General features: G+C 42.5%; 20 protein-coding genes. 12 read left to right on the plus strand and 8 right to left on the minus strand.

Annotated elements, in window-relative coordinates:
• Nucleotides 1-42 precede the first annotated feature (42 nt).
• The gene (locus HG267_RS18500; RefSeq protein WP_081583873.1) at nucleotides 43-2,106 is read left to right on the plus strand and encodes a ShlB/FhaC/HecB family hemolysin secretion/activation protein; all 2,064 of its coding nucleotides are present in this window, start codon (nucleotides 43-45) and stop codon (nucleotides 2,104-2,106) included.
• 76 nt (nucleotides 2,107-2,182) lie between these two features.
• On the opposite strand, the gene HG267_RS18505 is transcribed toward HG267_RS18500, so the two are convergent.
• The 5 genes from HG267_RS18505 to HG267_RS18525 all read right to left on the minus strand — a co-directional run bounded on the left by HG267_RS18505 (nucleotide 2,183) and on the right by HG267_RS18525 (nucleotide 4,507).
• A complete protein-coding gene (locus tag HG267_RS18505) occupies nucleotides 2,183-2,569 on the minus strand; it encodes a type II toxin-antitoxin system RelE family toxin (protein WP_045867782.1) in 387 nt (128 codons plus the stop codon).
• Nucleotides 2,562-2,804: a hypothetical protein gene (locus HG267_RS18510; RefSeq protein ID WP_045867781.1), complete on the minus strand. Its 243-nt coding sequence runs from the start codon at nucleotides 2,802-2,804 to the stop codon at nucleotides 2,562-2,564. The genes HG267_RS18505 and HG267_RS18510 overlap by 8 nt, the downstream gene beginning before the upstream one ends.
• 133 nt (nucleotides 2,805-2,937) lie before the next feature.
• Nucleotides 2,938-3,519, minus strand: a complete 582-nt coding sequence (locus tag HG267_RS18515; protein ID WP_045867780.1) for a Uma2 family endonuclease — start codon at nucleotides 3,517-3,519, stop codon at nucleotides 2,938-2,940.
• 47 nt (nucleotides 3,520-3,566) lie between these two features.
• Nucleotides 3,567-4,217 carry a bifunctional phosphoribosyl-AMP cyclohydrolase/phosphoribosyl-ATP diphosphatase HisIE gene (gene hisIE, locus HG267_RS18520; RefSeq protein ID WP_045867779.1) on the minus strand — a complete coding sequence of 217 codons (651 nt, stop codon included), beginning with the start codon at nucleotides 4,215-4,217 and terminating at the stop codon, nucleotides 3,567-3,569.
• Between the two features lie 101 nt (nucleotides 4,218-4,318).
• Entirely contained in the window at nucleotides 4,319-4,507 is a 189-nt protein-coding gene (locus HG267_RS18525; RefSeq protein ID WP_045867778.1) for a ChaB family protein, read from the minus strand.
• Between the two features lie 108 nt (nucleotides 4,508-4,615).
• Here HG267_RS18525 and hemL point away from each other — a divergent pair, with 108 nt between their 5' ends.
• The gene (gene hemL / locus HG267_RS18530; protein WP_045867777.1) at nucleotides 4,616-5,914 is read left to right on the plus strand and encodes a glutamate-1-semialdehyde 2,1-aminomutase; all 1,299 of its coding nucleotides are present in this window, start codon (nucleotides 4,616-4,618) and stop codon (nucleotides 5,912-5,914) included.
• 206 nt (nucleotides 5,915-6,120) lie between these two features.
• Here the strand turns inward: hemL and menH are convergent, their stop codons facing one another.
• Both menH and HG267_RS18540 read right to left on the minus strand, forming a co-directional pair.
• Nucleotides 6,121-6,930, minus strand: coding sequence for a 2-succinyl-6-hydroxy-2,4-cyclohexadiene-1-carboxylate synthase (menH, locus tag HG267_RS18535; protein ID WP_045867776.1), 810 nt, complete (start codon nucleotides 6,928-6,930; stop codon nucleotides 6,121-6,123).
• A gap of 72 nt (nucleotides 6,931-7,002) precedes the next feature.
• On the minus strand, nucleotides 7,003-7,401 hold the full coding sequence (locus HG267_RS18540; protein WP_045867775.1) for a metal-sensing transcriptional repressor: 399 nt from the start codon (nucleotides 7,399-7,401) through the stop codon (nucleotides 7,003-7,005).
• Between the two features lie 66 nt (nucleotides 7,402-7,467).
• Here HG267_RS18540 and HG267_RS18545 point away from each other — a divergent pair, with 66 nt between their 5' ends.
• From HG267_RS18545 to HG267_RS18590, 10 genes are all read left to right on the plus strand, one after another.
• Entirely contained in the window at nucleotides 7,468-7,698 is a 231-nt protein-coding gene (locus HG267_RS18545; RefSeq protein WP_045867774.1) for a hypothetical protein, read from the plus strand.
• Between the two features lie 275 nt (nucleotides 7,699-7,973).
• Complete coding sequence (locus tag HG267_RS18550) at nucleotides 7,974-9,188, plus strand: HhoA/HhoB/HtrA family serine endopeptidase (RefSeq protein ID WP_045867773.1); 1,215 nt, start codon at nucleotides 7,974-7,976, stop codon at nucleotides 9,186-9,188.
• Between the two features lie 366 nt (nucleotides 9,189-9,554).
• Nucleotides 9,555-9,698: a hypothetical protein gene (locus HG267_RS18555; RefSeq protein ID WP_155538930.1), complete on the plus strand. Its 144-nt coding sequence runs from the start codon at nucleotides 9,555-9,557 to the stop codon at nucleotides 9,696-9,698.
• A gap of 207 nt (nucleotides 9,699-9,905) precedes the next feature.
• A complete protein-coding gene (locus HG267_RS18560) occupies nucleotides 9,906-12,119 on the plus strand; it encodes a tetratricopeptide repeat protein (RefSeq protein ID WP_045867772.1) in 2,214 nt (737 codons plus the stop codon).
• 368 nt (nucleotides 12,120-12,487) lie between these two features.
• The gene (locus HG267_RS18565) at nucleotides 12,488-14,083 is read left to right on the plus strand and encodes an efflux RND transporter periplasmic adaptor subunit (protein ID WP_045867771.1); all 1,596 of its coding nucleotides are present in this window, start codon (nucleotides 12,488-12,490) and stop codon (nucleotides 14,081-14,083) included.
• A 143-nt stretch (nucleotides 14,084-14,226) separates the two neighbouring features.
• Entirely contained in the window at nucleotides 14,227-15,507 is a 1,281-nt protein-coding gene (locus HG267_RS18570) for an ABC transporter permease (RefSeq protein WP_045867770.1), read from the plus strand.
• Nucleotides 15,508-15,674: 167 nt separating this feature from the next.
• Entirely contained in the window at nucleotides 15,675-16,346 is a 672-nt protein-coding gene (locus HG267_RS18575; protein WP_045867769.1) for an ABC transporter ATP-binding protein, read from the plus strand.
• 270 nt (nucleotides 16,347-16,616) lie between these two features.
• Nucleotides 16,617-18,056 (plus strand): TolC family protein, encoded by a 1,440-nt coding sequence (locus HG267_RS18580; RefSeq protein WP_045867768.1) that lies wholly within the window; start codon nucleotides 16,617-16,619, stop codon nucleotides 18,054-18,056.
• A 728-nt stretch (nucleotides 18,057-18,784) separates the two neighbouring features.
• Nucleotides 18,785-20,248 carry an efflux RND transporter periplasmic adaptor subunit gene (locus HG267_RS18585; RefSeq protein WP_045867767.1) on the plus strand — a complete coding sequence of 488 codons (1,464 nt, stop codon included), beginning with the start codon at nucleotides 18,785-18,787 and terminating at the stop codon, nucleotides 20,246-20,248.
• A 155-nt stretch (nucleotides 20,249-20,403) separates the two neighbouring features.
• The gene (locus HG267_RS18590) at nucleotides 20,404-21,621 is read left to right on the plus strand and encodes an ABC transporter permease (protein WP_045867766.1); all 1,218 of its coding nucleotides are present in this window, start codon (nucleotides 20,404-20,406) and stop codon (nucleotides 21,619-21,621) included.
• A gap of 149 nt (nucleotides 21,622-21,770) precedes the next feature.
• Here HG267_RS18590 and HG267_RS18595 read toward each other — a convergent pair whose 3' ends face one another.
• Nucleotides 21,771-22,652 carry a LysR family transcriptional regulator gene (locus HG267_RS18595; protein WP_045867765.1) on the minus strand — a complete coding sequence of 294 codons (882 nt, stop codon included), beginning with the start codon at nucleotides 22,650-22,652 and terminating at the stop codon, nucleotides 21,771-21,773.
• Nucleotides 22,653-22,751 lie beyond the last annotated feature (99 nt).

Below are 22,751 nucleotides of genomic sequence, written 5' to 3' on the forward strand. Positions count from 1 at the left end.
ATAACTGAGAACTTTATACATCATCCATTTCAGTATAGTGAAATGAAAAAAAGTATAAAAAATAATCTTAATTCTGAAATTTTAATTCCGCAAAGTAAGAAAATATATCAAAAAATTGATGCTTTGGGAAGTATCCGCAAGAAATCAATAAAATGTCGATATCAACGGCAGTTTTTAGCTACCGTCCATCAAGCTTTTAACTATATTGTTAATAGGAAATTTTTTATATCATTCTTGTATCAAAGTTTTGGTTTTAAAAGCAGTTTATTCATTCTGCATTTAATTGGAATACTTGCCATCACAGGCTTGAAAGCCACAGCCAACCAAACCAGTACTGAGTTAAAAGTACTGAGTTCCGAGTCGCAAAACAGTCCTGAGTCTCAAAGCAGTGCTGAGTTAAAAGTCCTGAGTCCTGAGTTTCAAAACAGTGCTGAGTCAAAAGTCCTGAGTCCTGAGTCAAAACCCAATTACCAATTACCAATTACCAATTACCAATTACCAATTACCCAATCCCCAACCCCCCAACCGCCAGAAACTACCCCGCCGGAATTTAGCCCCCCCAACCCGCCACCAGCAGTCACACCAACAACTCCTGAGAGATTTTTCGTCCGCAAAATTAATGTTGTAGATAGCACCGTATTTACAGAACAACAATTAAATCAGGTTGTTCAGCCATTTGAAGGGCGGGAATTAACAGTAGAGGAATTGCGGAAAGCTGCTGATGCTGTGACTCAGCTTTATCTGAACAATAACTATATAAATTCCCGGGCGATTCCCGTAACGCAACAGGCTGGAAATACAGATGGTGTGGCGGTAATTCGCATTATTGAAGGGCGGTTGTCAGAAATTGAGGTGCAAGGAACAAAGCGCTTAAATCCTGGATATGTGCGCGATCGCATTCAATTAGGTGCAGAGATTCCCTTAAATACAATTAAGCTAGAAGAAAAGCTCAAGTTACTGCGACTCGATCCACTATTTAATAATGTAGAAGCCAGCCTGCGCCCTACGGGAAAAGTTGGTGAAAGTATTCTTATCGTCAGGGTTGATGAAGCCAATCCTTTTGTCAGCAGCTTCAGTATCGATAACTATTCACCGCCTAGTATTGGTTCAGAAAGGTTAGGAATCCAACTACTTCACCGCAACTTAACTGGGATAGGAGATGAAATCGCAGGTGCTTATTATCGCACCCTGACAGGTGGTTCCGATCGCTTTGATTTTAGCTATCAAATTCCCCTAAATGCGATGGATGGGAAGTTACGCCTGCGAGTTGCACCCAATCGCAACGAAATTACCCAGCCACCTTTTGACCAGTTTGGGATCAAAGGCGATCAAGATGTTTATGAAATTAGTTATCGTCAGCCGTTAATGCGATCACCTAAAGAAGAATTTGCCTTGTCTTTCGGCTTTACTTATGAAGATGGGCAAACTTTTCTCTTCGATCAACTTCCCACTCCCTTTGGTATCGGCCCTGATGCTAATGGCGTTAGTCGTACCAGTGTATTTAAGTTTAGCCAAGATTATGTCCGACGCGACCCGCGCGGCGCTTGGCTGTTACAATCGCAGTTTAGTTTAGGCACTGGTTTATTTGATGCCACGATTAATAGTGATCCCATTCCTGATAGTCGTTTTTTCAGTTGGCTAGGTCAAATCCAGCGCGTACAGCAGCTAAATAACGATCATCTATTAATTGTCCAAGCAGACTTGCAACTCACACCAGATAGTTTGTTACCTTCCCAGCAATTCGTCATTGGTGGCGGACAATCTGTGCGCGGCTATCGGCAAAATGTCCGTTCTGGCGATAATGGATTCCGTTTTGCAATTGAAGACAGAATTACAGTGCAACGCAATAAAGCCGGATTATCCACCCTACAGGTGATACCGTTTGTTGATTTAGGCGCTGTTTGGAATCAATCAGACAATCCCAATAAGCTACCCAATCAAACATTTTTAGCCAGTGCCGGCTTAGGGCTATTGTGGAATCAAGCCTTGGGCATTGATAAATTAACCATGCGCCTAGATTATGGCATCCCCTTTGTAGATTTAAGCGATCGCGGTAATAATGCTCAAGATGATGGGTTTTACTTTAGTATCCGCTATCAACCTTAAAAGTCTCGGATCAATAAAGCTGTTGCGATCGCTTCTTCAGCTTCAATCGACAGTTCTACTCTTGTTTTAGCAATTTCTAGCTATTGTCTGAGATATCATCTTGCTCGGTGAGAGTCCGTTGCTCATAGTCTGTAATGATGCTCTGAATGTCATCTGCGGCGATATCGACTTGTTCAGATTTTGTGTAAATGGTCAGTAAAATGATTCCTGTTGCTGTTTTGACGTAGTAAATTAAACGATAGCCACCACTTTTACCTTTTTGAGTGTCGCTATTTCGGACTCTCAACTTGAAGACTGTATAACCAACACCAGGTATTTGATCTCCTGGTAACTCTCCCTGCTGAAGTTGTTCGATAACAGGTTGTATATCATTTCTAATACTGCGATATTTCTTAGCAAGAGTGCGTATATTTCGGTTGAATGTTAGCGAAGCGTCAACTTGAATCAAAGGCCGATCAACCATCTTCTAGCCCTTCCCACATTTGAGCCACCGGGATAGTTTGCCCAGTCATGGCTTCGTGCCACGCTTGCCGAAAATCTGCTAAAACTTCTGCTTGAGATTGATCATCCAGAACAACTTCTTCATCAGGGATTAGCACAATGACTTCTACTCGGCTATTTTTATCAGTTAAAAGCGGGTGATCTAAAGTTAGTTGTCCCTGATCGTTAATCGTTGCCATGACTTTAAGTGCTTTCATAATTACTCCCAGATAATTTAAGTCGTAGCAGTTAGGGTGATGCCTAATGCTTCAAGTTGCTGGTTTATTCAAGTTTTTGCGATCGCTGCTTCAGCTTCAATCACTTGTTCTATTTATGTTTTAGCCTTTCAACTTAAACGTTTGAAAAATCAATATTTTCGTAAAGTTCTGCAATTTGAATTTGCAACTCAAAGGTACTTAAAGAAAGGGTGACATTTGGGTCATCGTATTCTGAAAATAGCCACTGATGAGCGCCTGTTTTGACATGATGCTCAACGTGTATGCAATATTGATCGATCAGCAGGTATTCTTGGAAGGTAGGAATTTTACGATAGGCAACGAATTTCTCGCCACGGTCATAGTTTTGGGTAGATTTAGACAACACTTCAGCGATAAAGCAGGGATTTACGACAGTATCTTTGCGTCCAGTTTGAAGTTCTAAGGGTTTGGGCAGAACCATCGCATCAGGGTAAGTATAGAGATTTGTACCGGGAATCCAGAGTCGCTGATCCAGGATAAATACACGGTATGGCTTTCCCCGCAATCCTCCTTTCAGGATAGCCACAAGGTTGCTGGCAATATCATTATGGTCTGGGGTTCCACACGTCATAGGGGTAATCTCTCCATAGCGATATTCGTTGCGGATGTCGGAGGCAACTTCGAGTTCCAGGTACTCTTCAACGGTGTAGTGTTTTGTCTCAGGTTGAGCAACCATGTCAGTTCTACAAATCCAGGTAGGAGGTTTTCAACTGCTTTACCCCTTCATTTCCGCCGTTCTTGCAACTTCCGATAAACGGCTTTGACATCAACTTTATGATGTGCTAAAGCGACCAAAGTATGATAGAGCAAATCTGCAACTTCACCTGCGATCGCATCGGCATCATCATCCTTAAATGCCATGACAACCTCAGCAGTTTCTTCACCTATTTTTTTCAAAATCTTGTTATCACCGCCAGCAAATAACTTGCAGGTGTAGGAACTCTCCGTAGGATTGTCACGGCGATCGCAGATTACTTGAAATAATTGTGACAATGTATCGCCTGGTGGGGCTACTATTTGCCCATCTATTTGATGGAAGCAACTGCGCTCTCCTGTATGGCAAGCAATATCTCCTATCTGTTCTATGCCAATGAGGAGTGCATCACTATCGCAGTCATAACGGATACTTTGCACTTTTTGCAGATGACCAGAAGTCGCCCCTTTATGCCACAATTCTTGACGCGATCGACTCCAAAACCAAGTTTCTCCGGTTTCTAAAGTTTTTTGTAAAGACTCCCGATTCATCCACGCCATCATCAAGACAGTGCCATCAAGATAATCTTGAACTATTGCCGGTACTAGACCTTGTTCGTCATAACGAATTTTTTCAACGGGGATGGCGTTGTGTAGTGAATGCGGTTCTTTAGAGAACATACCAGCTAATTTTTTGCGTGAGAACGATTCCTTGATTCACGATACCATTCTCAATAGGTCAACTCGCACGATTTTTTTAATAGTCAGCCAATTATATAATCTTAAACTAGAGCATTCTTATCCATAGCAGATTGCATCTTTACCGCACTCAATGCCACCTTATGCGCTTTTGCGGCTTCACCATACCAGTGAACTGCCGAGTTAAAAGCCGCCCGATAAAGATCCTGGTATGCCTCAGATAATCGCGAGCGAATTTCTACAGGCAAATCTTGATTCGACTGGTATAACATATTGTTATTTTTTTAGTTCTGGTAATTTTATAGGATAGAAATTCTGAACAGTTTTTAACCCTATCCTAAGATAGAGCTTTTAATTTGCCCCTCACGTAGGAGAGAACCTTGGTAAATACGTCGATTAAAACCACAAAATCACAAGAGATTTTCGCCGCTGCCCAAAATCTCATGCCTGGAGGAGTTAGTTCCCCAGTCCGTGCCTTCAAATCTGTCGGTGGACAGCCAATTGTGTTTGATCGCGTCAAAGGCGCATACATTTGGGATGTTGATGGTAATCAATACATCGACTATGTAGGTACTTGGGGCCCTGCTATTTGTGGTCATGCTCATCCAGAAGTAATTGCCGCGCTACATGAAGCCTTGGAAAAAGGCACCAGTTTCGGTGCGCCTTCTGCACTGGAAAATGTTTTAGCAGAAATGGTCATTGATGCCGTTCCCAGCATCGAAATGGTCAGATTCGTGAATTCTGGAACTGAAGCTTGTATGGCTGTGTTACGGCTCATGCGGGCGTTTACCAATCGGGAAAAAATCATCAAGTTTGAAGGCTGCTACCACGGACACGCTGATATGTTCTTGGTAAAAGCTGGTTCTGGTGTGGCGACACTCGGCTTACCCGACTCCCCAGGAGTACCAAAATCGGCAACTGCTAGTACTCTCACAGCTCCTTTCAATGATTTGGAAGCTGTGAAGGCTTTGTTTGAAGAAAACCGTGATGAAATTGCTGGTGTGATTTTAGAGCCAGTGGTGGGCAATGCTGGGTTTATTCCTCCCGACGCAGGATTCTTGGAAGGCTTACGGGAACTTACCCATGAACATGGCGCATTATTAGTCTTTGACGAAGTCATGACAGGCTTCCGCATCGCTTATGGTGGCGCGCAACAAAAATTTGGCGTTACCCCCGATTTGACCACCTTGGGTAAAGTTATCGGTGGTGGCTTACCTGTGGGAGCTTATGGCGGTCGTCGCGATATTATGTCAATGGTTGCCCCTGCTGGCCCTGTATATCAAGCTGGGACACTTTCTGGTAACCCCCTAGCGATGACAGCAGGGATTAAAACTCTAGAATTGCTGCAAAAACCTGGTACTTATGACTACCTAGAGCGCATTACCAAAAAGCTAGCAGATGGCTTACTGCAAATTGCTCAAGAAACTGGTCATGCAGCTTGTGGCGGTCATATCAGCGCCATGTTTGGCTTATTCTTCACAGCAGGCCCAGTGCATAACTACGAAGATGCGAAAAGTGCGGATACAGCTAAATTCGGACGTTTCCATCGCGGTATGTTAGAGCGTGGTATTTACCTAGCACCATCTCAATTTGAGGCTGGGTTTACTTCTTTTGCTCACACCGATGAAGATATTGACCAAACTTTAGCCGTAGCAAGGGAAGTACTTTCTAGCCTGTAAACAGTGCTGATTTAACTTCTCTCTAGTAGTACGCTAAGGCAACTTGGTGGGGTAAAGGAGAAGGGGTAAAGGAGAAAGGTTTTTGTCCCTTACCCCTTTCCCTTTAACCTTTACCCAACCTCCACGGCAGTCTACTCAGCGTATAGCCGCATGTGTGGCTGCACTCACCGCCCACGCGACTGGCTTTCCTACGTGAATTCAACAATCTACGCTAAAAATGTGCGGAGATTTTGTACAAATTCGCTGGTATTTTCAAAGTGAGTATTGTGCCCAGCATTTTTAATTACCTTTAATTGAGCATTTTTACAGATATCAGCTATTTTCTGATTAATATCTATAAACTTTTCATCATATTCCCCAACCAATAGCAGCAGAGGATTCTTACTTTGTTTGAGTTCTTCCCATAAAGAAGGTTGATATCCCGTACCCATAAAACGTAGGGATTTATCTAATTCTAGAGGATGATTTTGCAAGCGACTCTCGAGCATCAATTCGTATTTGGGATGATTTTTGATATCACCAAAAATCGGTTGACTATACCAATTTGATAAGAAATTTTCAAAATCACTTGTCTCAAGACTTCTGATTAATTTTCTGCCTATATGATAATCATATTGAATACGCGCTAACCTTTCTGCTTCTGTTGCTAAACCTGGAGAAGCAGATTCTAGTACCACTTTAAAAAAACGTTCTGGGAAATGCAGGGTAAGATATAAAGCTAATCGCCCACCCATTGAATAGCCAACTAAAAAGCATCTGCTAATTTGCAGTTCATCTAACAAGTTAATTAATGCATGAGCGATGTATGGCATTGTATAGCATTCATCAGTTCCTAAAACTTGCGTTCTGCCATGCCCAGGGAGGTCAATAGTCAAATAAGAGAATTCATCAAATAATAAGGTGATGGCTTCATCAAATTCATCAATTTTTCCCATAAAGCCATGCAAAAAAAGAATTACCGGCTTATTGTAGTTTTTAATGAAAGAGTAGTTAAATTTATAATTTGTTAAAGGCATTTTTTATAGATAGTCAGTCACCCTAATGAATAAAAATTCTGAAGATAATTATTGATTGATAATAGCTATTTTCTAAGGCAAAAACCTATCTAAAGCTGCCTTAAGTTCGGCAATTTCCGTATCAATATTACCTTCTTGGGCAGCTCTAGCAATACACTCAGTTAAATGTTCATCGAGCACAATTCGCGCTACCCGATCCAATGCACCCCTGACTGCGGCTATTTGCAATAAAACATCCGGACAAGGGCTATTTTGCTGCACCATTGTTTTAATACCACGAATGTGACCCTCTATACGCGAAAGCCGATTTACAATTCGCTTTAAAGACTCTTCGCTATGCACGTGAGGATGTACCGAGTCTCCATGCACAGAATGATGATCGGAATGTTCGTGATCTTTACTGTGATTGTGCGAGTGTTCTGCTGGTTGAGATGTACTCAAGGATTCTTCAGGCGATCGGTTTCCATTCATGGGTTATCGAAGTGTTGGCTAACTAAGATAGTAGCGTAGTGGGGATGAGGGACTGGGGATTGGGGATTGGGGATTGGGGATTGGGGACTGGGGATTGGGGACTGGGGACTGGGGATTGGGGACTGGGGATTGGGGACTGGGGATTGGGGACTGGGGACTGGGGACTGGGGACTGGGGACTGGGGACTGGGGACTGGGGACTGGGGATTGGGGACTGGGGACTGGGGATTGGGGATTGGGAGATAAATTCCAATTACCAATTACCAATTACAACCACCAATCTTTAATTGTGGCGTGAAATCCGAACTTTGTTAGGGGAAATGTCCATAATAGCTTTTGAGGTAAATATACAATTAATTTGATTACAGGTGTTCACTCTATGTCTGGGCATTGTCAGGGAGAGCAAGGACATATTTGTTACTTAGCTCCTAGACTCTAGTTTCTGAAATGGTGAAACATGAAGTAGAGTGCAAGCGTCTATACGCAAGCATTCTCATCGATTCTGTAAAAATAAATTTAGATAGAGTTGTCACGACTAAGTAAAAATTACGCTTCTAGATTTAGGTTGTGATTATGAGATTTCCCAAACTAACCCGGTCTATACGCCAACTCAGTTCCCATGTTTTAGCCATATTTCTAGGAGTTGTGCTAACTTTTACCACTCTGCGGGTGTTACCTTCGGAAGCTGAACCAGCACCCAAGGCTACAACTGCAAATCCATCAGAATTGCTGGCGCAACGTCAATCACCAGCTTCATCGGTTATAGGTAGCAGCAGCTTTGTCACAGCCGCCGTTAATCGTGTGGGGCCAGCAGTGGTGCGGATTGACACAGAACGCACAATTACCCGTCGCAACGATCCGTTCTTTGAAGACCCATTTTTCCGCCAGTTTTTCGGTGATGGTTTCTCTCAACAGCCATCGAGAGAACAATTGCGCGGTTTGGGTTCTGGCTTCATTTTGGATAAGAGTGGATTAGTTCTTACCAATGCCCATGTAGTTGATAAAGCCGATCGCGTCACAGTTCGACTTAAAGATGGTCGCACCTTTGATGGCAAAGTTCAAGGTATTGATGAAGTTACAGATTTGGCGGTAGTTAAAATTAATGCCGGGAATGATTTACCAGTTGCTCCCCTAGGTTCTTCTAGTAATGTACAGGTGGGAGACTGGGCGATCGCAGTTGGTAATCCTTTAGGATTTGATAATACCGTCACTTTGGGAATTGTCAGCACCCTCAAGCGTTCTAGCGCCCAAGTGGGGATTACAGATAAACGTCTAGAGTTTATTCAAACTGACGCAGCGATTAACCCTGGTAACTCTGGCGGGCCGTTATTAAATGGTACAGGTGAAGTAATTGGGATTAATACCGCCATTCGTGCTGATGCTATGGGGATTGGCTTTGCTATTCCCATAGATAAAGCAAAGGCGATCGCAGAACAACTGCAACGTACTGGTAAAGTTGCTCACCCCTATTTAGGTGTGCAAATGGTATCTTTAACACCCGAGTTAGCCAAGCAGAACAACACAGATCCTAACTCTCCTATTCAAATACCAGAAGTTAACGGAGTTTTAGTGATGCGAGTTGTACCCAATTCCCCAGCTGCATCTGCTGGTATTCGACGCGGGGATGTAATTGTCCAAATTGATGGACAAGCAATTACCACTGCGGAACAGTTGCAGAATGTTGTCGAAAATAGTCGACTCGGTCAAGTGTTGCAGGTAAAAGTGCAACGAGGTAATCAAACACAACAACTATCAGTCCGCACTGCTGAGTTACAAAATGCTTCGTAATTAGCACTGAAACATAAGCCACTGTAGGGGCGTACAGCTAATTGTACGCCCCTAATTTTGTCAGATAATTTCACTGTTCTTGAGTACCTTTGATAGATACTGACACAAAGCTTTGGCTGTTAAGCTAAAACAAATCTAATTAGCAGATAAATTTTATCAATCTCTTGTGGGGTAGGCATCTTGCCTGCCCTGATGATGCAATTTAAATACCTATTAACTTACCGAAAATTTTTTCGGACATAATAGTGTCAATTTTTGTTAAGATTATTATATTTGTTGCAGTATAAATATAGGCTTTAGCCTTCTTCAAATCTAAAAACTGGGATTAATCCTGAGTGGAACAAAATCCATACGAAGACCATCTTTATGGTTATATTTTTGACAACAGATAGAAGGCTACAAGTTCCTAAATTTATTGATATTGTTGGCGAATTAATGTCAGGTTTTACCCTCCATGATTCATGCCTAGCTTTGATTTTCAAAGCTGTATCAGAAGGCAAAGCCCGATAATTAATTCAAGGCAGAACCTCTGGAATAGCATTCCTAGACGGAAGCTTGGCAATGAACAGGTGTAGGGTTATACCCCGCATTCATTAATCGGCATTATCATTATATTTAGGGAGATTGTCATGTTAAATTTTAAAATTTCCCCAGGGTTTAACTGCTGAGATATACCCGGAAAAAGAATGTAAACGGTGTTTTGGCCTTGTAGCCACTATGAGCGTGAATGATACTGCACACACAGATAATTTCTCTTGGAATCGGCAAGTATATCACCGATTAAAACTTGCTTTAAGCCTGAATTTGCGAAGGCAATTGTTCTTGGCAGTTTGTGATGATTTACACTTAAGAAATCAAGTAGCCGCCCGTTTGCATTCTACTTTGGCTTATCCTGTTGGACAAATACTTTATCAACCAGAAGATAGCCTTGAAAGTAGTACGCCAGCTTATCCGCGTTTAGCGACTTTGCGTTTAAATTTAAACGATCCCAATCCCATCGCGCAGATAAATCAATGGCTCACTAGTTATCCACCGCCAATTATTGGCGCATCAAAAGATACCCCCGGACGACCTTTACCGATACCAGCGTTTCAAATTGTTGGTGTCGAGTTACTGACTAAGCAACCAGTAGCAGTACAGCGATTATTCTTACATTACCTACGCTTAAGCGAAGAGTATTTAGCTAACCAAGAGTCCAACAGTTTCCTCGAATCTAGTTTGCTGTTGTGGGTACCGCGTCCTTGGTTATCTGCAATTCAGCAGTCAGCACCACAGTTTTGGCGTTATCGTACTGGTGTATTTATGTTTGCTGGCGAACCAACGCCAACATCTCATAATGGTGGCTATCCAGAACGTTTTGCAGGCTCGAGAAGTTTAGATTTTGATGATTTTGAACCATCCCTGTTAGAAGAAGCAGTGGCTCAGGCGGAACTCAAAGCTGTAGAAAGTAATGAGCTGAAGTTTGAAGATGAATTAGATTTTGAGCCAGAAGCACCAGTAGATACCACACCACTGCCTGCTGTACCAATTTCCACATCAGAAATCTTACAAATTCAGGGTAAGCCAGAAGCACCCCTAGCAATATCGAATAATGGCAATAAGCTTCCACAATTGCCATCGCTAGCTCATATTAGTAAGGATTTAACTGAGCTAGTACTAGAAACCATTAATTCTAAGATTATTCAAGATGACGAGGATGTTTCTCTAGCGCAGCAAATGCTAGTTGAAATTGAGAAATTGCATTCACAGGAAGCATCTGGGGAAGCATTATCAGCAGCTTATCATCGCTTAGGCAACTACTATCGCCTCCGCATTGAACAAGGGCAATCAAATTTAGAAAACATCATGGTAGCAATTCTCGCCTACCAAGAGGCAGTTACCTTTGATGAAACCTCACCCCAGCTACCTGATATTTTGAATGACTTGGGTACACTCTACTGGATGCTATATCGCACACCACCCAATTCTGAGGAAGGACAAACTTATATTGAGCAGGGAATTGAATTTTATAAATTAGCTTTAAAACTAATATCACCCCAAACCAACCCAGAAACTTACGCGCGGGTGCAAAATAATTTAGGCACAGCTTACGGTGATTTAGCGCGGTTTGGTAACCCAGCCGAAAGTTGGCAGCAAGCAGTGATAGCGTATAACGAAGCACTACGCTATCGTACAACCGCAATGGAGCCATTAAAGTACGCAGCTTGCCAGAATAACTTGGGTACTGCTTACTGGCATTTAGGGCAATACAATCAACCTGTATTCAATTTAAAAAAAGCGATCGCAGCTTATAATTTAGCACTGGCTCACTATAGCCCTGAATATGAGCCGCTTAAATATGGCATGATTCAAAACAACATCGGTACAGCCTACTGGAATCTAGCCCAATACGAGCAACCAGCGCACCATCTGAAGATGGCTATTGATGTTTATACCGACGCTTTAAAATATCGCACACCTGCGGCTGTTCCTAGTGGCTGTGCAGCTACAGAAAATAATTTGGGAACGGCATATTGGCATTTAGCAAATCTTTCGCAAACCACTAAAGAACAACGGCATAAATATTTGCAATTGTGCATTGCTGCTTATGACGAAGCATTAGCATTAGCTCACTCACTTAACCCTGCTGTTTTAAGTTTTGATGTCCTATCTACGCACAATAACTTAGGATTAGCTCATTATCAAATTGCCACAGATCAATATTTTAATGCTGATAAAAAAGTCCGTTCACAACATTTAGAAGCAGCATTAGAAAATCATTTGCACGCCTTAAATGGATTAAGTAAACAATCAGAAGCTTATCAAACCACTTTTTCTTATGTCGTTAAAACAGTACGTGCCTTCCACAGTGAGCTAGGAATTCAAGGACAAAATCAAGCTTTATCAAAAGTGCCTTCTCATTTGTTACCAGAAATTTTGCCGAAGATTTAGCGACTGGGGATTGGGGAACTCGGGGCCCCCTCTGGGGATAAGGGGTAATGGGGATTGGGTAATTGGTAATTGGTAATTGGTTATCAAGATTTGACTCTTGACTTTTGACAAACAGCAAATACCAAACACCCATTACCCATTACCCATTACCAAATGACAAATGACAAATGACAAATGACAAATAACAAATGACCAATGCCAAATTGATGACTTAGGTCACAAATGAGTTTTCAATTATTAGTGACTTTAGTCATGCACTCAATTCACTAATTTTGGTCGATAATTACTAGCATGAATTTATACGATAAAAGCTCCCAGGTGATACTTGCAGACTAAAAAAACTAGCTTTTTCCTATTCCAGAGTGCAAATGACTATTGATTCATCACAATCTATCGATTCATCACCATCTGTTGATTCATCGGCATTGCTTCCCAAAAGCAAAAGAAAGTTCAAAATTCGTTGGCTGTCGTGGCTACTTGCCGTTGGGCTTTTGGGTGGAATTGGCTCTGCAATTTATTACCAGGTAGCTGTCGTTCCCACTCAGCAAGCTAGACGAAGGGTGCTGATGCAGCCTCTCGAAAGACAGACTTTAGCAATTACAGTCTCAGCGAATGGTACAGTCAAACCTGAGCGCTCAATTAACCTCAGCCCGAAAAATTCTGGCATCCTCAAAAGACTATTAGCAAAGGAAGGAGATATTGTCAAAGCAGGACAGATTGTTGCCTACATGGATGATTCCAATCTGCGCGGACAACTTACTTCTGCTCAAGGACAGTTAGCGCAAGCCGAGGCGAATCTGCAAAAGGCGCAAGCTGGAAATCGCCCTCAGGATATTGCTCAAGCACAAGCAGCATTAGACGAAGCCGAGGCGAACCTGCAAAAGGCGCAAGCTGGAAATCGCCCCCAGGATATAGGTCAAGCACAAGCCCGCTTACAAAGCGCTCAAGCTACCTTAAGTAAAGCGGAAGATGATTATCGCCGTAATCAACAACTGTACAATTCTGGTGGTATTGCCCTACAGGTTGTTAACCAAAAACGGGCAGATAGGGACAGCGCCCAAGCTGCTGTTAATGAAGCGCAGCAAGCCTTAGCTCTACAAAAAGCCGGTTCGCGTCCAGAAGATATTGCCCAAGCCAGGGCTACAGTTAACCAAAGACAACAAGCTTTAGCTCTATTAAAAGCCGGAAGCCGCCCAGAAGATATTGAGGTAGCACGTGCTCAAGTTACATCTGCTCGCGGTTCACTGCAAAATACTCAAGCTCAAATAAATGACACCATAATTCGCGCACCTTTTGATGGCGTTGTCACCAAGAAATACGCTGATCCCGGTGCGTTTGTGACTCCCACAACAGCCAGTAGCGATGTCTCTTCTGCTACTTCTTCCTCGATTTTGGCGTTAGCTTCTACGAATGAAGTTGTCGCCAATTTAGCAGAAACCAATATTTCCAAAATTCGCCTGGGTTTACCAGTGACAATCAAGGCAGATGCTTACCCAGGAAAAGTTTTTGAAGGTCAAGTCAAGCAAATCGCTGCTCAATCTGTAGTGACGCAAAATGTCACGAGTTTTGAAGTCAGAATATCGCTTACAGATCCCCAAAGATTATTGCGGTCTGGGATGAATGTGGCTACAGATTTCCAAGTTGGTCAAGTAGAGAATGCCCTGGTAGTGCCAACCGCATCTGTTGTGCGCCGAGAAAATAGCACAGGTGTGTTTGTCGCCGGGACAGATAACAAACCTATATTTACACGTATTGAAACTGGCGTAACTGTTAGTAAATTTACGGAAGTGAAATCAGGCTTGACTGGTGACGAGAGAGTATTGCTCAGTTTCCCACCAGGTTCACGACCACAATCTACACCACGAGGCGGAGTTTTCCCTGGCGTGGGAGGCGGCGGTGGCGGTGGCGGCGGTCGCCAAGGTGGTGGTTCTGGCGGCGGTCGTTCTGGTGGCGGTGCGCCTTAAAGAATTGTCCTTTGTCATTTGTCATTTGTCATCTGGTAATTGGTGTTTCCCCTTTTACCCTTGTCCCCAGTCCCCAATCCCCATTACCCCTTATCCCCAGAGGGGGCCCCGAGTTCCCCAATCCCTCTCCTGTTCCTCAAACAATGTTTAAGCTATTTAAGGGGTTTTACAAACCTAAAAATACCCGGACTGTTCCGTTTTTAGAAATTTTGATAATGGCAGCGGAAACGCTGTGGAGTAATAAATTACGCACGGGATTGACGATGCTGGGTGTAATTATTGGCATTTCTTCTGTGATTGCCATTACCTCTGTGGGACAGGGCGTGCAAAAGGGTGTTGAGCAGCAAATCCAAGCATTAGGTACAGATGTCATCCAAATCTTGGCAGGTGCGGCGAGAAGCGGAAATATCAGCCAAGGGATAGGTTCTAGTAGTACTTTGACGTGGGAAGATGCAAAAGCGATCGCACAACAAGCTCCATCGGCTCAGATGGTGTCAGCTTATTTACAGCGCAATGCACAAGTAGTTTATGGAGGGCAAAATACATCAACCACCATTTACGGCACTGATTTAAGTTACCCAGATATCAGAAACACGCACCCGCAACAAGGGAGGTATTTTACTGAGGAAGAACTCAACACGGCTGCACAGGTAGCTGTACTGGGGCCGACAGTATTAAATACTCTGTTTGGTCAAGGTGCTAATCCCATAGATGAGACAATCCGGATTCGAGGAGAAGCTTATAAAGTAATTGGGGTGATGGAACCAAAAGGTTCTCAAGGGCCAATGGATCGAGATGACCAAGTTTTCATTCCGCTAACAAGTATGTCCGCCAGATTAGTTGGTAACAATGCTCTAGCAGGTGTTTCTGTGAGTGGCATTTTAGTTAAAGGTGCCAATCAAGAACAGTTAGAAGCAGCGCAGTTTCAGGTTACCAATCTCTTACGTTTACGTCACAATATTTATCCACCGCAAGCTGATGATTTTCGGCTGACTAATCAAGCTGATATTGTCAGCACCTTTACCAATGTCGTGGGATTGTTTACCGTTATGGTAGTTGCGATCGCAGGCATTTCGCTAGTAGTAGGCGGTATTGGGATTGCTAATATCATGCTGGTGTCTGTGGTGGAACGTACCAGAGAAATTGGCATTCGTAAAGCCGTTGGTGCAACCAATTCAGCGATATTGAATCAATTTTTAGCCGAAGCGATCGTCATTTCTATTGTCGGTGGCGTTATTGGCATGGTAAGCGGAATTGCGATCGCATTTGGTGCAGCAAATATTTTTAAGTTCCCCTTTGTGATTTCCGTTCTCTCCATCATCGTCGGCTTTGCACTCTCATTAGGTGTCGGCTTAGTCGCTGGCGTAATTCCCGCCAGAAATGCTGCCAAATTAGATCCGATTACAGCTTTACGTAGTGACTAGAGGGACTGGGGATTAGGGATTGGGGAAAAAGGGGAAAGGGGAAAGGGGAAAGGGAAAAGGGTAGCAGGGAAACGAACACCAATTACCAATTACCAATTACCAATTACCAATTACCAATTACCAAATGACAAATGACAAATGACAAATGACAAAGGACAAACATCATTATGCCAACAATGATTTGGATGGAATCGATTACCAAAACCTATCACCTAGGAGAAGTTGAGGTTCCGATTTTGAAGGGAATTCAACTTTCTATTGAGGAAGGGGAATATGTGGCGATTATGGGTGCATCAGGTTCGGGTAAGTCTACGCTGATGAATATTTTGGGGTGTTTGGATCGTCCCAGTGCAGGACATTATATTTTTGAAGGCAGAAACCTCACCACTTTTGATGATGATGAGTTGGCTTATATTCGCAATCAAAGAATAGGTTTTGTGTTCCAGCAATTTAATCTCTTGGCAAGAGCAACAGCGCTAGATAATGTCATGCTACCAATGGTTTACGCTAATTTACCTAAGCCGAAACGCCGCCAAAGAGCATTGGATGCATTAGAAAGAGTAGGATTAAAAGACCGTGTGGCTAACCGTCCGAGTCAACTTTCTGGAGGACAACAACAACGGGTAGCGATCGCGCGGGCTTTGGTGAATCGACCTGCATTAGTTTTGGCAGACGAACCTACAGGAGCATTAGATACAGAAACTTCTTACGAGGTAATGAATTTATTAACAGAATTAAATGAACAAGGTATCACAATTATCATTGTTACCCATGAACCTGATATTGCAGCCCAAACTAAAAGAATTATCCGCGTACAAGATGGGTTAATTGTGGGCTGAATATTGTATGGCTGTGAGTTGAATTTTATATTTTAAATTAAATTTTATTGTTGAATAATAGTTTACAACATCAAATAAGTAATTAGGACACAAGCAGGAAAACGAATCGCAAACTACACAAAAGAATAAGATAAGATGTTTAAGTGTATTTAGGGTGCGTAAGAATAATTTATATTTAAAAGCTGCTCTGCAGAGTTTTAGATATAATTCCACATTACCAATAAAAATTCAAGATTTACTATCCTATCAAACCTATTTACTACATCAGCCATGAATTTTATTTTATTCCGCGTGCATTCTACCTGGGTTACATTATTAGTTGCAGTTCTCATGACGACTTTAGCCAAAAGCGTCAATGCAGAAACTACAGCACAAACGCTACAATCTCCGAGTCCTACAGTTAATAATTCTCGGTCAATTATTGATAATCTCAGCCCTAATCCTAACCCTTTACTGTTTCCTACCAAACCCGAAGAAGTGAGGATTCAGGGAACTGTACCCTTAAGTTTAGCTCAAGCTTTAGAATTAGCTAGACGCAACAATCCAACTTTACAAGCAGCGCAATTTCAGTTAGAACGCAGCCGCAGTGTATTACGAGAAGCTCAGGCGGCTTTACTTCCTAATGCTAATGTGAGTGGGAACTTAGCTAATAGTGGTAGTGATTTATTTACTGGGGGTTCAACTCAATCTAGCACTGCTTTTAATGGTCAAGCACAAATCAATTATAATCTCTATACTTCTGGTAACCGACAAGCTAATATTCGTTCTGCTGAAGAACAGATACGTATAGATGAATTAAATTTAGAAAATCAATCTTTAGTAGTTGGTTTAAATGTTGCTACCCAGTACTACAATTTACAAGGTGCAGACGAACAAGTTAGAATTAATCGCTCTGCGGTAGAGAATGCCCAAGCTAGTTTACGAGATACGCAAGCACGATTGCAAGCAGGAGTGGGTACGCAGTTTGATGTTCTGCAAGCTCAGGTAAATTTAGCTAATTTTCAACAAGAACTGACTAATTCTATTGCAAATCAGCAAATTGCCCGTCGTCAGTTTGGTACTCTTTTAAATTTGCCACAATCGGTTGGTATTACTGCGGCCGATCCTGTGCAATTAGCTGGTTTATGGCAACAAACACTAGAACAAACTATTGTACAAGCTTTTCAAAACCGCCCCGAATTGCCGCAATTTTTAGCGCAACGCAATCAATCCGAACAACAAAGGCGACAAGCACTTTCACAATTAGGGCCGCAACTGGGTGTAACTGGAACTTATAGTTTTCGAGATATTTATAACGATGGGATTAGCGTTGTTGATGGCTATTCCGTGGGGTTACAAAGCAGTTTAACTTTATTTGATGGTGGTGCAGCTAGAGCTAGAGCAGCTCAGTCACGCGCTAATATTGCGATCGCAGAGACTCAATTTGCTAATCAGCGTGATCAAATTCGTTTTGATGTCGAACAATTTTATTTTCAGTTGCAGTCTAATTTAGAGAATGTGCAAACTTCCACTTTGGCTTTAAGTCAAGCTAGGGAAGCTTTGCAGATAGCTAGGCTGCGATTTCAAGCAGGTGTCGGTACGCAAACAGAGGTAATTGCGGCGGAGAACGACTTAACAAGGGCGGAAGGTAATCGAGTTACAGCTATTTTGGATTACAATCGCGCTCTAGCTAGTTTACAGCGTTCTGTCACCTCTAGAGCTTCACGTTAGCACAGAAATCACAAGTCAAAAAGGTGAGAAATCGAGCTTTTTGAGAGATTTACTAAATTGCTGTACTAGGAATGCTGCTAAGGCAGATAATTTAGGGGTAAGGCATGAAAATACTTTCGCTCTCTACAGAAATTGTCTGAATGTCATGCCCCTAATTCTGAATGTTGTTTGTAGGATAGGCTGTGCTAATTTTATTTTCTATGAAATATTGCAGCAAAATTTGAATAAAAAAGCAATATTTCAATTAGGGATGAAAGCATATTTATGTTTTCATTCATGAGCATGAGAATTTTGTGGCTAAAATCTAATTTAAGAGCAATTAACCGCTAATATACGCCGATAAACGCGGATAAAAACCAGAAATATAGGAATCCGATTTGATTTCTGAAAAAATCTCAGCTTTCGCACTTGAAATACGTGAACTTCAAAAATCAAATATGAGTCCGATAGAGTCTAGGATAATTAAGCTTAGGGCAGAATTTTTATATTACTTCAGACTTCACAATTCATACTTCAGCCTGATTTTGAGTCACCCAGTCAGGTGAAGCCACGCAAAGAAGTGAATAGCTAATATGAAGGTATCTTAATATGTAATAACTGAGCAAATGAATCTTGAGGTCGTTGATTAATATATAACCTTTATTCTGAACTTTATTTCCTTCTAAATTGCAGTAATAGCTCATTAAATAACAGCTATTCCAGCAAAACAATCTTTATCGGCTGGTATCATGAATACGCACATAGAAATCCCCGTAATTGGCAAAAAAATTAAGTATCCCATGCGCTGGCTGATAGGGTTAATAACAGCTGGTGCTTTGGTTGTGGGCACTACTACTACTTATAATTTGGTGAATCGGGGAAATACTAAACAAGATATATCTCAACTAACTGTTCCTGTAGAAACCCAAACTGTGACGCTGCGGATTACAGCGAGTGGGAAGGTAGTACCAGTTCAAAGTGTAAATATCAGTCCCAAAAATCCTGGGGTATTGGGTGAATTATATGTTGAACAAGGCGATCGCGTGCAAAAAGGGCAAGTAATCGCCCGCATGGATGTTGGCGAAATTCAAGCGCAAATCCTGCAGTACCAGGCTAATATCGCCCAAGCCCAAGCCCAACTCGATGAAGCGCGGGCGGGAAGTCGTCCCCAAGAAATCGCCCAAGCAAAAGCACGTTTAGCGCAAGCCCAAGCACAACTAGCCGCAGCCCGTGCGGGTAATCGCGCTCAAGAAATTGGACAGGCGCAAGCGCAAGTAGAATCTGCAAAAGCCCAGGTTAATTTAACGCAAGCGCGGGTAGTGCGCTATCAGGAATTAACTAGACAAGGAGCAACTTCTCAAGATCAGCTCGATCAGTACGTTAGCGAAAATAGCCGCGCCAAAGCTGCTTTAGAAGAAGCGCAAAAACGCCTATCTCTGTTGCAAAGTGGAACTCGTAGCGAAGAAATCGACGCGAAAGAAGCAGCCGTTACCGAAGCCAGCGCCGCTTTAGTACTGTTACAAAATGGTAGCCGTCCTGAGGAAATTGCTCAACGCCAAGCCGCAGTCAAAGCCGCCCAAGCGCAATTAAAAGCCGCCCAAGTCAGGCTTGCAGATACAGAAATTCGCGCACCTTTTAACGGTATTGTTACGCAAAAATACGCTAATGTGGGTTCATTTGTCACACCCACAACTTCCGCTTCTAGTAGTGCATCAGCCACATCTAGCTCTATTGTCGCCGTGGCGCGCGGTTTAGAAGTTTTAGCGCAGGTTCCTGAAACCGACATTGGCAGAATTAAACCAGGACAACAGGTAGAAATTGTTGCTGATGCTTATCCCGACCAAGTATTTAAAGGTCGTGTCCGCCTCATTGCACCAGAAGCAGTAGTGGAACAAGGTGTAACTTCCTTCCAAGTGCGAGTTGCATTAGATACAGGGATAGATAAACTGCGTTCTGGCTTAAATGTAGATTTGACCTTTTTAGGCGATCGCGTCAACAATGCTTTAGTTATACCCACCGTCGCCATTGTCACCGAAAAAGGGCAAACTGGCGTACTCATCCCTGACGAAAACAATAAACCCCAATTCCGCCAAGTCACCGTCGGCGCACAAATCCAAGACCAAACCCAGGTTTTAGAAGGCGTACAAACAGGCGATCGCATTTTTGTAAACCCACCGAAGGATTACAAAATCGAAAAGGCAAAGGGTAAGTAGGGGACTGGGGACTGGGGACTGGGGACTGGGGAAAAGGGGAAAGGGGAAAAGGGGAAAGGGGAAAGGGGAAAGGGAAACAAACACCAATTACCCATTACCAATGACCAATGACCAATGACAAATGACAAATGACAAATGACAAATGACAAATAACCATGAACCTGTTAGAAAGTATCCAAATGGCGGGGAAAACCCTGCTGGCGAATAAGTTACGCAGCGCGCTTACCATGCTGGGAATTGTCATTGGTAACGCTTCGGTGATTGCGATGATTGGGATTGGCGAAGGTGGACAAAAGTATGTTTCGCAACAACTGGAGTCTTTGGGGCCTAATATCTTATTTGTGATTCCCGGTAACCAAGAAACGCAACGCATCTCTAGGGATGTACCAAAAACTTTGGTTTTGGAAGATGCAAAAGCGATCGCCACTCAAGTACCCACAGTTGCAAATGTGACGGCGGAATTAAATAGCCGCCAAGTTGTTACTTACCGCAATCGCAATACCGATGTTAATATCATTGGCACCACTCCCACGTTCTTGACAGTTAGGGATTTTGAAACCGCCAAAGGGCGATTTTTTACTGACATCGATATGAAGCGCAGCAACCAAGTTGCGGTATTGGGTGCAGATTTAGCCCAAAGACTGTTTGGTAGTGCTAATCCTGTGGGACAGCAATTAAGAATTAAAAATACTAGCTTTCAAGTGATAGGCGTACTCACCGCCAAAGGTTCTAACTTAGGCGTGAATTACGACGATGCAGCTTTAGTACCGATTATCACCACAGCTAATCGCTTAATTGGGCGGACTTCTCCCTACGGTTTGGAGTTAAGCTATATTGTTGTTTCTGCGAAAAATGCCGATAGCGTTGATGCAGCAGAGTTTCAAATTACCAATTTACTACGCCAACGCCACAAAATTACTGGGGAAGATGACTTTACCATCCGTTCTCAAAAAGATGCTTTGCAAACAGTCGGACAAATTACAGGCGCACTCACAATTATGCTAGCTGCGATCGCAGGCATATCTTTGTTTGTCGGTGGTATTGGGATCATGAACATCATGCTAGTATCCGTCACCGAACGCACCCAAGAAATTGGATTGAGAAAAGCGATTGGTGCAACAGAGCAAGATATTTTGCTACAGTTCATGATTGAAGCGGTAATTGTTTCTGCAATTGGTGGCTTGGTAGGTACTGGTGTAGGTGTGAGTGGAATTTTGTTAGTTGCAGCCTTAACACCGTTACAAGCTGGCATTTCTCCCGTAGCAATTACAATGGCTGTTGGTATCTCTGGCGGAATTGGCTTATTCTTTGGTGTCGTACCCGCACGTCGCGCCGCTAAACTTGACCCAATTGTCGCCTTGAGAAGCGCGTAGCGCCGCTACGCTCCGAATTCAAAATTCAAATTAAAACACAACTAATTTACTCATATCAATTTGAAAAAAATGCGACAGATTGTAGGGGCAAGGCATTGCCTTGCCCTCTAGAATATATTGATGTGTCGCAAACATGATTTGAATTTGTATTAGATAAACTGCTGGGTGAATTTTAAAAAATTCTCTACAAGAGGTGTGAGACTATTTTTCTGCCAGATGATAGCAGTTTCTATGACGGGTGCTGCTTCTAGTAAAGGGCGATAAATAACACCAGAACGTTGCAGATTTTGTAGAACAGATGGTGTAATTGCCACACCCATTCCCGCCGATACTAAACCAATAATAGTTTGCATTTGAACCGCTTCCTGAGTAACTTGAGGTTTGATATTTCTCTGCCTAAAAAGACTCATAATCAAATCGTAAAGTCCGGGTGCTAGATAACGAGGAAACATAATCAAAGGCTCATCCTCTAATTCCTGCACCTGAATATGTTCTGTTTGAGCTAAGGAATGATTTGACGGTAAAGCTACAACTAAAGTTTGCTGGTGAATAGATTGATAAGATAGCTTCTCATCTTCTAAAGGTGGATGAGCAAAACCTACATGAATTAGAGAATCTCGAAGCGCTTGCTCTTGTTGACTTGTAGTTAACTCTCGTAATACTAGTTCTACTTCGGGAAATTGCTCGCGAAATTGGCGCAAAATTGAGGGTAATAATTCATAGATTACCAAACTCGTAAATCCTATTCGTAGTTGACCAGTTTGGCCTCTACCAATCCTTTGAGTTAGTGCGATCGCAGTTTCTAGTTGTAGTAGTAATCCATAAGCTTCTTGTAAAAAAACCTTACCTGCTTCTGTTAGCTGTACCTGTCGCTTGGTTTTGCGATGAAAAAGTTCTACTCCTAGTTCTGCTTCTAGCTGCTGAATTTGTTGGCTGAGAGGCGGTTGCGCTATATGCAGCCTTTCTGCGGCTTTACTGAAATGTAGTTCTTCAGCTACAGCAATAAAGTAACGCAGGTGTCGTAGTTCCATTTTTTTATATTTAAAAGATATCAATTTTAAATAAATATATATTGGACATCTCAAAAAAGTCTACATATCATACTCGTACAACCATGTTGAACGAGGCTA

Origin of the sequence: Tolypothrix sp. PCC 7601 (assembly GCF_025677855.1) — a bacterium.
In the GTDB taxonomy this organism is placed as follows: Bacteria; Cyanobacteriota; Cyanobacteriia; order Cyanobacteriales; family Nostocaceae; genus Aulosira; species Aulosira diplosiphon.